The following is a 12,799-nucleotide window of genomic DNA, read 5'->3' on the forward strand; positions in this document are numbered from 1 at the left end:
TTTGGGTCTGTTTTTGTATGTGAAGTTAACTCGCTTATTACCTTGCCCTTAGGGTAGAATAGCGCCCTTGCTAAAAACGAGGTATCACTGTGCTACTTAACTATGCTCCCCCACTAGACCCATATTTACATATTCTGTATCAAGATGACGATATGTTGGTTATCAATAAGCCCAGTGGATTGTTAACAGTGCCCGGTAAAGACCCCAAGCATGCAGATTGTGCAATTGCTCGAGTAAACCGTGTTTTTCCTACTGCGCGAATAGTACATCGTTTAGACATGGCGACTTCTGGCGTGTTGTGTTTAGCTATGCACAAAGAAGCTCATCGTTTTTTAAGCATTCAATTTCAAGATAGATTAACCAATAAGTACTACATTGCCCGTGTGCATGGCAAATTAGCGCAGCCTACAGGCTCTGTTGATTTACCCTTAACCTGTGATTGGCCTAATAGACCGAAACAAATGGTGTGTCATGAAAGTGGCAAACCATCACTTACCCACTTTGAGGTGTTAGCGCATGAAGCGGCGGCAACTCGTGTAAAACTTACCCCTATCACGGGTCGCTCACACCAACTTCGCGTACATATGTTATCACTAGGTCATGTCATTTTAGGTGACAGGTTATATGCTAAAGATGAAGCATTAGCGGCAGCAAACCGTTTACAGCTGCATGCCGAGATGTTGCAAATTGCACACCCTCGCACTGAAGAGATGATGACTTTTACCACCCCTGCGCCTTTTTAATAAAACAGCCGCAGGTAATCTTGCGGCTATTTTATATTTTAACGAGTTAAAACTACTGCTTAAACAGGTCAATAGCACTCGCTGTCATGGCTCTTACACCCGTATGTACTGCCAATTCATAATCTGGTGCAAACTTGCTCGAATGTAATGAAGGCAGAGGCTCACCACTTTGCATGGCAGCTTGATAGCTGCTTGGCTCAACCCCACCTAGCCAAAAAATGGTGATGGGAATGTTTTCTTCGGTACGGCCAAATAAACCAAAGTCTTCGCCCGCCATAACAGGCTCAGCTTTGACAACCTGCGAGTCGCCCAACTCCTGTTTAATGCTCTTTGTCATACGAGTTGCAAGTTCAGGGTTATTATAAGTTGATGGAATAGACTCAGATTCATGCACCAACACTTCTGGATAAAGCGACTCATCTAACCCGGCACTTTGCGCAATGCCCGCGGTTAAACGTTTAATTGCGGCAATTTGTTGCTCGCGAACCGCAGGATCATAAGAGCGTAACGTTAACTGCAACTTCACTTCATTTGAAATAATATTGTGCTTTGAGCCACCGTGAATTGAACCGACTGTGATAACAGATGGTTTAAGCGGTGAAATTTCTCGGCTGGTAATGGTTTGCAGACCTAAAACAATGCGAGACGCTAATACCACAGGGTCGATAGTGGTATGTGGGTAAGCACCATGTCCGCCTTTGCCTTTGACTGAAATATCCACCGAATCCACGTTTGCTAGAGCATAGCCTGGTGCGATTGCTACTTGACCTGCAGGAAGTGACGCACTGGTATGTAAACCCAACACATAGTCAGGCTTTGCAAACTGCTTAAATAACCCCTCTTTGATCATGGCTTTGGCACCACCTCCGACTTCTTCAGCAGGCTGAGCAACCATCATCAGCGTCCCTTGCCATTGGTCTTTGTGCTTCATCAGCTGCTCAGCAGTACCGATCATACTGGTCATGTGAATATCGTGAGCACAGCCATGCATAACACCGACCTGATTATTATGCTTATCTAACACCTTTACTTTTGACGCATACGCTTTACCTGTCTGCTCAACAATAGGTAACCCATCAGTATCCGCGCGGATCATCACAGTTGGGCCATTGCCATTTTTATATAAGCCAACTACGCCAAAACCACCCACATTGCTAGTCACATCAAAACCAAGCTGTTCTAGCTCTTTCGCTAAACGTTTACCTGTTTGCTCTTCTTGATAGGACAACTCTGGATTTTGGTGCAGGTGTAAATAAAGCTGATTGAGTTTAGGTAAACTTTGTTGAACCGATTTATCTAAATCTAGGGCGTGAATATTAGCACTGAGTAATAAGGCTAAGCTGAGAGTCAGTTTTTTCATTTTTTGTTTTTTATCTTGTGTAATAAGTGAGCATTAAACTTATCAGTTTCAGTCGCTTTTCGCCAATAGCAACTGGTCTAATACTCACTTTAGAAACTGACAGCACGTAATGAATTAAGTGTGCTCTGCATCACTCCAGATACTGTACTTATTGCCAAGCCATAAACAAAAATTGAAGAAATACCCGACTCCCAACATAATGATGCCGCCCGCCAATGCTGGCTGACTGATCAGACCTAGTACACAGAATACATAACCACTTATGTGGCAAGTAAACAACGCCCGAACTGTCGCACGTTTTGACGGCGTTAAATTGAGATAGTTCAAAGCAAACCATAATCTCACCCATAAAGGCGCTGCCTGCCATAACTCTTTTTGTGTTTTCATATCTAACCTCGTTTGTTGCAATGTATCTACATTCACTTCTAAAACAGAGGCAAGGCATTTTAATGATTCCAAACTGGCATTATGGCCGCTTTCAATTCGCTGAATTGTACGAACATTGAGGCCTGACATTTCGGCTAACTGCTCTTGGGTTAAATGTCTACTGACTCTTAATTGTTTTAAAACCATTATTTCTTGTTTCCTTGCTTCCAACGAGGTCACTATGAACAAAGTACAGCAACTCAACCACGACTTTTACCCGACACGAAATTTTATCTTTAAAGTTCATATAATTAGCTAATACGATTAGCCATTAAAAAAGCCCGCAATTGCGGGCTTTCAAAACTAAAATGCTTACTCTAAGCTTTCTGACGGGGCCTCTTCTATAGGCTCTGCCTTAGTAAACTCAATCTCGTATTCATCAACACGTTGAAGCCCTCTTGGTAGTTTATTACCACGACGACCACGTTCACCATAGTAATGTTCTAAATCACTCGGCTTAAGGGTTAGTTTGCGCTTACCTGCATGTAGTGTAACCGATGCACCATCAGGCACACACGCGAGTACTTTGACAAACTCTTCACGTGCTTGTACTTTCGCACTTGGAATAGAGATGATCTTATTACCTTTACCTTTAGCCAGTTTTGGTAAATCACGCAGTGGGAAAATAAGCATTCGACCTTCATTCGAAATTGCCATACAGCGATCGGTTGCAACATCATTCACAGAAATAGGCGCTATAAGTTCAGCTCCTTTCGGCACAGTTACTAGCGCTTTACCATTTTTATTCTTACTGACTAAGTCATTAAAGCCAGTGATGAAGCCATAGCCGCCATCGGTTGCCATTAGGTAAAGCTCTTCTTCTTCGCCCATCACCACGTGTTCAAATGTCGCGCCACCCGCTAAGCTAAAGCGACCCGTCATTGGTTCACCTTGGCTTCTGGCTGACGGTAAACTATGTGCATCCGTCGCAAACGCGCGCCCTGTACTGTCTAAGAATACGGCAGGCTGGTTGCTCTTACCCCGTGCTGAGGCTTTATATTCATCGCCTGAACGATAGTTCAAGCCTTCAGCATCAATATCATGGCCTTTGGCTACACGCGCCCAGCCTTTTTCAGATAGCACCACCGTCACAGCTTCTGAAGGAATTAAATCTTTTTCACTTAAGGCTTTTGATTCACCACGCTCAACTACAGGTGAGCGGCGTTCATCACCGTAAAGCTCAGCGGCTTCTTGAATTTCTTTTTTCATCAAGGTCGACATACGACGCTCAGAGCCAAGTGTTAGCTCTAGCTTGTCACGCTCTGCTGCAAGTTCATCTTGCTCGCCTTTGATTTTCATCTCTTCTAGCTTCGCTAAATGACGAAGTTTTAAATCAAGAATGGCCTCAGCTTGCTTGTCTGATAAACCAAAGCGCGACATCAACTCTGCTTTTGGATTATCTTCATTACGGATAATTTCGATAACTTCGTCGATGTTTAAGAAGGCAATCATTAAACCTTCTAAAATATGCAGTCGAGCAAGCACTTTATCTAAACGATACTGCAAACGACGGCGCACTGTTTCACGGCGGAACACAAGCCATTCCGCTAAGATTGAGCGTAAGTCTTTAACTTGCGGTCTGCCATCTAAGCCAATCATGTTCAGGTTAACACGGTAGCTCTTTTCTAAATCTGTGGTTGCAAATAGGTGCGCCATCAGAGGCTCAACTTTAACTCGATTTGAACGAGGGACAATCACAATGCGCGTTGGATTTTCATGATCTGACTCATCGCGAAGGTCGGCCACCATAGGCAGCTTTTTCGCTGTCATCTGCGCTGCAATCTGCTCTAATACTTTTGCACCCGAACACTGATGCGGTAAAGCTGTGATCACCACTTCACCTTGCTCTTCAGTGTAAACCGCACGCATTTTTATTGAGCCTTTACCCGTGGTATAGATTTTCTGAATATCCGCTTTTGGCGTGATAATTTCAGCATCCGTAGGATAATCAGGTGCCTGAACGAGTTCTAACAACTCTTCAAGAGTTGTTTTCGGCTTATCAAGTAATGTACAACAGGCAGACGCTAACTCTCGAACATTATGTGGCGGTATATCTGTCGCCATACCTACCGCAATACCCGTTACGCCATTAAGTAAGATATGAGGCAAACGTGCTGGCAGCACTTGCGGTTCGTTCATGGTGCCATCGAAGTTCGGAGTCCAATCAACGGTGCCTTGACCAAGTTCTTTTAACAGCACTTCTGAGAATTTAGATAATCGGGCTTCGGTATAACGCATTGCCGCAAACGACTTTGGATCGTCCGCAGCACCCCAGTTACCTTGACCATCAACGAGCGGGTAACGGTATGAGAACGGCTGCGCCATTAATACCATGGCTTCGTAACACGCGCTGTCACCATGAGGATGGTATTTACCCAGTACATCACCGACCGTACGTGCTGACTTTTTATACTTAGCGGCAGCTGAAAGACCCAGCTCACTCATCGCATACACAATTCGACGTTGTACTGGTTTTAGACCATCACCAATATGTGGCAGTGCACGGTCCATGATCACATACATGGAATAATTGAGGTAGGCGTCTTCGGTAAAACGCCCCATGGTTTGTTGTTCTATGCCCTGTAAAGACAAGGTTTGCGGATCTGTCATATCGCGCCCTATTGTTATTATCTTTATACGCTTTCATTCTTTAAAATGAACAAAACGTACAAAGCCGCTAGCGATTATATCGTTTAGCGGCTATTCAATTTTAAAATCTATTCTTAAACTTCTGCTCTGTCGCCATGCTCTTCAAGCCATGATTTACGGTCACCCGAGCGTTTTTTCGCAAGCAGCATATCCATCATTTCAATGGTATGCTCTTCTTCGTCTAATGTCAGCTGTACGAGACGTCGCGTATTAGGGTCCATGGTTGTTTCACGTAACTGCATTGGGTTCATTTCACCCAGACCTTTGAATCGCTGTACGTTCACTTTACCGCGTTTTTTCTCGGCTTCGATTCTATCTAAAATACCACGTTTTTCGTCTTCATCGAGCGCGTAATAAACTTCTTTACCAATATCAATACGGAATAATGGCGGCATTGCCACATACACATGGCCCGCTTTAACTAAGGTTGGGAAATGCTTAACAAATAGCGCACACAAGAGTGTTGCTATGTGTAATCCATCTGAGTCAGCATCAGCAAGAATACAAATTTTGCCATAGCGCAGGCCCGACAAATCAGTTGAATCAGGGTCGATACCTAAAGCAACTGAAATATCATGTACTTCTTGAGATGCTAGAATTTGTCCTGATTCAACTTCCCAGGTATTTAGGATTTTACCGCGCAGTGGCATGATAGCTTGGAATTCACGGTCTCGGGCTTGCTTCGCTGAACCACCCGCCGAGTCACCCTCTACTAGAAAGAGCTCTGAGCGTTCTGTTTCACTGCCCGAACAGTCGGTTAGCTTGCCCGGTAATGCTGGACCTGATGTAACTTTTTTGCGCACCACTTTTTTCGCTGCGCGCATACGTTTTTGCGCATTGCTGATACACAATTCTGCCAGTAGCTCAGCCGTTTCTGTGTGCTCATTTAGCCACAAGCTAAATGCATCTTTCACAATGCCCGATACAAAGGTCGCACATGAACGTGAAGATAATTTTTCTTTGGTTTGACCTGCAAATTGTGGGTCTTGCATCTTCACCGATAACACATAGCTACATTTATCCCAGATATCGTCTGGGGTTAGCTTAACGCCTCGGGGCAATAAGTTACGGAATTCACAAAACTCACGCATGGCCTCTAATAGACCTTGGCGAAGACCATTTACGTGTGTACCACCCTGTGCTGTCGGTATTAAGTTTACGTAGCTTTCCGCGATTGACTCGCCACCTTCAGGTAACCAGTGTAGCGCCCAATCGACACCTTCTGTTGAGCCACTAAAGCTGCCAGTGAAAGGTGATTTTGGTAATACTTCGAAACCGCTAGCTGCGTCTTTTAAGTAATCTTCAAGGCCGGCTTCATAGTGCCATTCTTGCGTTTCTTTAGTTTGCTTATTGATAAAGCGAATGCGTAAACCAGGGCATAATACCGCTTTGGCTTTTAATAAGTGATTAAGTTTAGATAAAGAGAAGTTTGCTGAATCAAAGTAGCTTGCATCAGGCCAAAAGTGGACTGAAGTACCCGTATTGCGCTTACCTACCGTGCCCGTTACTTCTAGGTCTTGTACTTTATCGCCATTTTCAAATGCCATTTCATAGACTTGAGCATCACGACGCACGCTAATTTCAACACGCGTTGACAAGGCGTTTACGACTGAAATACCTACCCCGTGTAGACCACCTGAAAACTGATAGTTTTTGTTTGAGAACTTACCACCAGCATGCAGTTTAGTCAGGATCAGCTCTACCCCAGGAATGCCTTCTTCTGGGTGAATATCAATCGGCATACCTCGGCCATCATCGATAACCTCTAGTGAGTTATCTTCATGCAGGATGACATCAATCTTGGTTGCGTGGCCAGCTAATGCTTCATCAACACTGTTATCTATTACTTCTTGGCCTAAATGGTTAGGTCGAGTGGTATCTGTGTACATTCCCGGGCGACGTTTTACAGGCTCTAACCCGTTTAAAACTTCTATCGCTTCGGCATTATAATTCTGCTGGCTCATGGCTTAATTCTTTATCTTTTTTATTCGTTTTGTTTTACGTGATTTTAAGAAATTTGGCAACGGTGTCAAAGTAACGCTCAAAACCCATAAAACTGTGATCACCGGCAAACTCTACATGTTGCGCGCATTGTTTAAAATAATCAACTGCTTGCTCAAATGGCAAAACTTCATCTCCCATTTGCTGAAGCAACATTACCCTACCTGGATGTGGAAGATGAGTCATAAATAGTGATTGTAAGGCAGCAACATGCTCTAAGGTAAGTTCGTAGTGCATGTCTTGATAGGGATTATACTGCGGTCCCAAGTAATCTGCTAATAATTCAAAAGGCTTAACTGCAGGATTAATCACAACTGCTTTAATGTTATACAACTGCGACAAATAGGTCGCATAATATCCACCTAACGAGCTGCCCAACAACACCGTATGTTGGTCAATCAGCTGTGTTAGCTGAATGATTGCAACTCTGGGATCAAAGTGTAATCTCGGTGAGATATATTCAATATCAGGATAATGCGTTGATACCCATTGTCCAAACTGTTGCGCTTTAAATGACTTCTCTGAGCTATTAAACCCGTGGATGTATATTACGCGTTTAACCATATCACCTCTGTTTTAAACGCTGAACGCGAGAAATCAATTAGCCGCACTGCGGGCCCCAAATTTTGCTGCTGCCAGTTAGGGGTTGCTTTTGAAAACTGAATAGAAGTCGCAGGCGTCGCTAACACAGGCAACTCTCTAAAGCTCTGCGAGTAATCGTTATGCACATGGCCGTGAATAAGTGCCTTTATTTTTTCACTCTCAACCAAGGCATTTAATAATTGCGGCCCATTTTCTAATATATGTTTGTCTAAATAGCCGTTGATTGGCATTGGATGGTGGTGACATAGCGCAAGCACATGATTTTCAGTTTCATGCAAATGCGCGTTTAATTCTTCTAGGTGACTTTGCGTACACCAACCTGCTGGCGTGTCACCTTTTGAATTCAGCAGTAAGACTTCAATGCCATCTGCAACTAGTTTTTTATGAGGCAGTATTTGGGTATTTTCAATCGCCATATATTCACTCAGCTCATCATGATTCCCGGGCAACCAAAAGACCGGACAGGTTAAGTCACTTTGCTCCAAAAGCTCTGCAAATAACTGATAAGATTCTTGAGTATGATCTTGGGTAATATCGCCACCAAATATTGCCGCATCTAATTGCTGTGTAGCAAGGAAATCGAAGATTGCCGTTAAATTGCTTGCTGTATTTACAGAAAAGTATTCACCTTCTCTATTTGCGAATAAGTGACAATCAGTGAAATGAGCAAGTTTTAGATGGCGGGTGTCAAAAGTATAAATTTGTTCAAACCATGCCATTGTTCACGTCCCAATTTAAAGGTACTCGACCACTTTCTAAACATGCCATCAGCCAATCGCCTAAAAAAGCATTCAACTGATATTTTTCATCTTTGTGGTGCATACTCGGATTTGGGTAACCGTAAGAAGGCTTAATGCGCTGATGAAAGTCATGATGCACCACTTCAGCCACCTTAGCATCATGGTATAAACGCACAGCAATATCTAGTTCAGGCAGATAGTCGCTGATTGTTGAGGTTTGTTTAATCGAAATATCAGTGGTGTATTTTGCACAGTCATCAATATGTACTTCGTAAGTGGCATTGGCTAATACGATTTTACGCTTCTCACCAACCACTTCTTCGGGTAATACTTTTAAAGCGCGTAAGTAGTTACGCTCACACAAAGTAATATACTTGGGGAGTGATTGAATATACGCTTGCCTAGTAACCACATTACTCAACTGTGCACCTCTTTACTCTGCTTGCCATTGTTCCAAAATACGGGCTTTATTTAACGCTAACCATTGTAGACTAATCACGGTCGCAGCGTTATCAATTTCTCCACTGTTTAGGCGGGCAATCGCTTCATCATAAGGCATAACATGCACTTTGATATCTTCACCTTCGTTATCTAAGCCGAAGATACCACCAGCTTCAGATAAGTCTGTTTTCGCCAGATATAAATATAATCGCTCAGTGGTACCACCTGGACTAGACAAATAGGATGTCATAAATTCAAGTTCTTGCAGCTCTAAGCCGGCTTCTTCTTTGGCTTCTTTGCGAACTACTTCTTCATAATCCGTCGACCCCTCGGCCATCCCAGCAATACATTCTAACAACCAAGGGGAGTCTTTTGTTGCCAAAGCCCCTATACGAATTTGCTCAATAAGTAGTACGTTATCTGTACTCGGATCATATGGTAAAACAGCAACAGCATGACCGCGTTCTAATATTTCTCTGCGCACAGTTTGGCTCATACCACCAGCAAAAAGAGCATGGTTAAATTTATACGCATGAATTTTAAAGAAGCCCTCAAAAACCGGCTCAATTGATGTGATTTTTACATCATTTTCATTAAATTGATTTATAGACTTCATAAATTAACCTTTAAAAATAGGGCTCTAGACGCCAAAAACTAGGTATTTCAACTGTAATATATTCTGTTACACTTGAACGTAAACTTTTACGTATTTACCCCTTTGCTATTGATAAAAACACGGTAACATACTCTCAATTAAAAATTGTCTAAGGATCGAGCGACAAATGAAAAAAAGCTTATTATCACTACTTGTTGGTTTATCATGCGCTTTAACCAGCACGATTTCTCAAGCCGAAGATTTATTACAAGTTTACGACATTGCAACTGCCAATGATCCTACGGTATTAAAAGCAAAAGCCCAAGCAGACGCTCAAAAGTTTGCTAAAGACAGCGCATTAGGTGAATTACTACCAACATTAGGTTTAAGAATGAGCTATGGTGAAACCGATAACGATAGTTACGACGGAAACGACGCTCAAGGTTATGTATTTGGTAGTTCATCTTCAGACACTTTCAGTCGTACGCTTACTCTTTCACAAACCGTATTCAGTTTAGGTGTGTGGGAAAGTTTGGGCATAGCGGAAAAACAAGCACTGCAATCCGAGACTCAGTATGCCTTAGCTCAGCAAGACCTAATTGTTCGCATTGCCCAAGGTTACTTTGACGTTTTAAGTAAATTAGACAATCTTGAATTCGTACAAGCAGAAAAACGCGCAATCGAACGTCAGCTTGAACAAACAAAGCAACGCTATGAAGTGGGCTTAACAGCAATTACTGATGTGCATGAAGCACAAGCCCAGTTTGACCGTGCAGTTGCTGACGAAATTGTTGCTTCAAATGATGTTGAAACCGCGCGTGAAACATTAAGAACAATCACTGGCAAATACCACAGTAAACTTGATGCTCTAAACACTGATACTTTTTCAACTGTGAAGCCAACTAAAAAATCAACCGATTTTATTGATATTGCAAAAGAGCGTAATTTATCTTTACAGATCACTAAAGCGTCACTCGACATTGCATCAGATGAAATTGACAGAGCGCAAGCGGGTCATTACCCAACACTTGGTTTTGAAGCGTCATACTCAGATGGTTTAACTAATACAGCTGGTGCTGACGGTAAACCTCGTGGCGATACGACACAAATTGGATTAACTTTAAACGTACCAATTTATTCTGGTGGTAAAACACAAGCAGCGACAGACAGAGCAAGGGCTAATTATGTTGCAGCTAGCGAAGATCTAGAAAAGAGTATGCGTGACATCACGCGCTCGGTGATCACGTCTTATAACCAAGTTGTGTCTGATGTGGCTACATACAGAGCACTAGAGCAAGCCGTTGTCTCTGCTGAAAGTGCTTTACAAGCAACAGAAGCGGGTTTTGAAGTAGGTACTCGTACTATTGTTGACGTACTAGTCAGTACACGAAACCTATATGCAGCAAAACGTAACCTAGCTAACTTACGTTATCAATACGTGCTTTCATCACTTAGACTTAAGCAAGCAACAGGTACCCTTTCAAGATCTGACCTTGAAGCTATCAATAAAGGTCTTGTTGAAGGCTAAAATTAAGTCTAGTTAAACAGACACTTAAAATTCTTTTTTCAAAAGCCGGCATTTGCCGGCTTTTGTATTTTGAAAAGCTTATCGTTAAACTATCGGCAATTCTGTGTACGAGAGAACTTTTGTGGTCACAAATCCATCTTTTAAACTCGCTTTTTTGGCACCAAAGTATTGGTTAACCTGGCTAGGTGTACTTTTCCTTTACCTAATTTCTTGGCTTCCGCAAAAAATACAAATATGGTTAGGTCAAGGCCTCGGAAAACTAGTCCATAAATATGTTAAGAAACGCCGAAAAATTGCCGAAGTAAATATAAAGCTTTGTTTCCCTGATATGAGCGAGGCTGATCAGGCTAAACTCGTAAAAGAGAATATGGAAAACACAGGCGTAGCAACGTTAGAAACAGGTATGGCATGGTGGTGGCCAAACTGGCGGGTTAAAAATGTCATCGGCTCTATTAAGGGCTTTGAGCATGTAGAGCGCGTCCAAGCTGAGGGTAAAGGTGTACTATTACTTGTACCGCATATGTTACACCTTGAAATGCTTGGCAGAATAGTCGGTTCTATCCAGCCTGGTGTTGGATTCTACAGACCACATAACAATGCCTTGATGGAGTTTTTTATGACACGAGGTCGCCTTCGCTCTAACGAGGCATTAATCGGCAAAAGAGATGTAAAGGGTTTATTGCAATCATTAAAAAATAGAAAGATGTGCTACTACTTACCCGACCAAGACTATGGTCGAAACCGTTGCGAGTTCACTTCTTTCTATGCTGTAAAAGATGCTGCGACAACAACCGGAACTCTCCTTTTTGCAGCAAGCAAACATTGTGAAGCCCTAAGCTTTTCAGGGACTCGCGATAAAGATGGTAAATATCATATTGAGTTCTACCCACTTCTGGAAAATTTCCCTAGTGGTGATGAAAATAGTGACGTAAGGCGCGTAAATGAACGTATGGAGCTATCTATCGATAAAGCACCATCGCAATATATGTGGTTACACAGAAGGTTTAAGACACGACCTGATGAAAATGCGCCGTCGTACTATAAATAGATCATGAGTGCTATGTATGGCTAAAAAAAATAAGAGAAAAAAGTCGTCTTCAATGGGGTTTTGGGTAAAACACCTCGCCTTGAGCGCAATATTAATTGCAGCAGCCTATTATGTTCTCAATGGCGCTCTGCCTGAGAATATGGATATGACAAAAACCAGTAATGCCGCAGCAAAAGGTCTGTCGCAGTTTTACGAGAGCTTTAGAAACCGAGTTAGTGAGCGAGATACTGAACGTGATCAATTTGTCATCAAGTTAGGAAAACCAACCTTTCCTCTTGATGATGCGCTTGCTCAACGAGGACTCGTTGTAAAGCCATCCTCACCCGGTTGGACTGGTGAATCAACACCACGACGTTTCGAATCAGGCGGCACCTTAAAAGAGGTATTAGCCAACTATGCGCGTGAAGAAGGCATTGAACTATTTTGGTATTTAGAAAAAGATTATGTCGTCAAACATAACTTTAGAGTTGATAGCAACTTTGTATCGGCGCTTTATCAAGTAGGTAGGGCCATCAATGATGACTTTGAATACGAAGTATACACTTTCTTTTGTCCAAACCATCGCGCAGCGGTCATTACACAAAAACCGTCTCACTTCGTTAGAACAAATTGTAGAAGATTAAATAAGTAAATCATCAACAAAAAATGGGGCTAAAATTAGCCCC

General features: G+C 42.6%; 12 protein-coding genes. 4 read left to right on the forward strand and 8 right to left on the reverse strand.

What is annotated here, in order from left to right; all coding sequences use genetic code 11:
• The first annotated feature begins 89 nt into the window (after positions 1-89).
• Complete coding sequence (rluA, locus tag PP2015_RS12345) at positions 90-743, forward strand: bifunctional tRNA pseudouridine(32) synthase/23S rRNA pseudouridine(746) synthase RluA (RefSeq protein WP_058030630.1); 654 nt, start codon at positions 90-92, stop codon at positions 741-743.
• 52 nt (positions 744-795) lie between these two features.
• On the opposite strand, the gene PP2015_RS12350 is transcribed toward rluA, so the two are convergent.
• From PP2015_RS12350 to nudF, 8 genes are all read right to left on the reverse strand, one after another.
• Positions 796-2,103, reverse strand: a complete 1,308-nt coding sequence (locus PP2015_RS12350) for a M20 metallopeptidase family protein (RefSeq protein WP_058030631.1) — start codon at positions 2,101-2,103, stop codon at positions 796-798.
• Positions 2,104-2,217: 114 nt separating this feature from the next.
• Positions 2,218-2,676 carry a helix-turn-helix domain-containing protein gene (locus PP2015_RS12355; protein WP_058030632.1) on the reverse strand — a complete coding sequence of 153 codons (459 nt, stop codon included), beginning with the start codon at positions 2,674-2,676 and terminating at the stop codon, positions 2,218-2,220.
• 165 nt (positions 2,677-2,841) lie between these two features.
• On the reverse strand, positions 2,842-5,139 hold the full coding sequence (parC, locus tag PP2015_RS12360) for a DNA topoisomerase IV subunit A (RefSeq protein ID WP_058030633.1): 2,298 nt from the start codon (positions 5,137-5,139) through the stop codon (positions 2,842-2,844).
• A gap of 113 nt (positions 5,140-5,252) precedes the next feature.
• Complete coding sequence (gene parE / locus PP2015_RS12365; RefSeq protein ID WP_058030634.1) at positions 5,253-7,142, reverse strand: DNA topoisomerase IV subunit B; 1,890 nt, start codon at positions 7,140-7,142, stop codon at positions 5,253-5,255.
• 34 nt (positions 7,143-7,176) lie between these two features.
• Positions 7,177-7,743: a YqiA/YcfP family alpha/beta fold hydrolase gene (locus PP2015_RS12370; protein ID WP_058030635.1), complete on the reverse strand. Its 567-nt coding sequence runs from the start codon at positions 7,741-7,743 to the stop codon at positions 7,177-7,179.
• Complete coding sequence (locus tag PP2015_RS12375) at positions 7,728-8,501, reverse strand: metallophosphoesterase (protein WP_058030636.1); 774 nt, start codon at positions 8,499-8,501, stop codon at positions 7,728-7,730. The genes PP2015_RS12370 and PP2015_RS12375 overlap by 16 nt, the downstream gene beginning before the upstream one ends.
• Positions 8,488-8,943, reverse strand: coding sequence for a DUF1249 domain-containing protein (locus PP2015_RS12380; protein ID WP_058030637.1), 456 nt, complete (start codon positions 8,941-8,943; stop codon positions 8,488-8,490). The genes PP2015_RS12375 and PP2015_RS12380 overlap by 14 nt, the downstream gene beginning before the upstream one ends.
• A gap of 12 nt (positions 8,944-8,955) precedes the next feature.
• Entirely contained in the window at positions 8,956-9,579 is a 624-nt protein-coding gene (nudF, locus tag PP2015_RS12385) for an ADP-ribose diphosphatase (RefSeq protein WP_058030638.1), read from the reverse strand.
• 166 nt (positions 9,580-9,745) lie between these two features.
• On the opposite strand from nudF, the gene tolC reads away from it, so the two are divergent.
• The 3 genes from tolC (at position 9,746) to PP2015_RS12400 (ending at position 12,765) form a co-directional block, all read left to right on the forward strand.
• A complete protein-coding gene (tolC, locus tag PP2015_RS12390; protein WP_058030639.1) occupies positions 9,746-11,086 on the forward strand; it encodes an outer membrane channel protein TolC in 1,341 nt (446 codons plus the stop codon).
• Between the two features lie 121 nt (positions 11,087-11,207).
• A complete protein-coding gene (gene lpxL, locus PP2015_RS12395; protein ID WP_058030640.1) occupies positions 11,208-12,134 on the forward strand; it encodes an LpxL/LpxP family Kdo(2)-lipid IV(A) lauroyl/palmitoleoyl acyltransferase in 927 nt (308 codons plus the stop codon).
• A gap of 16 nt (positions 12,135-12,150) precedes the next feature.
• Positions 12,151-12,765 carry a TcpQ domain-containing protein gene (locus PP2015_RS12400; protein WP_058030641.1) on the forward strand — a complete coding sequence of 205 codons (615 nt, stop codon included), beginning with the start codon at positions 12,151-12,153 and terminating at the stop codon, positions 12,763-12,765.
• Positions 12,766-12,799: the final 34 nt, after the last annotated feature.

The sequence above is a fragment of the Pseudoalteromonas phenolica genome, from assembly GCF_001444405.1.
In the GTDB taxonomy this organism is placed as follows: Bacteria; Pseudomonadota; Gammaproteobacteria; order Enterobacterales; family Alteromonadaceae; genus Pseudoalteromonas; species Pseudoalteromonas phenolica.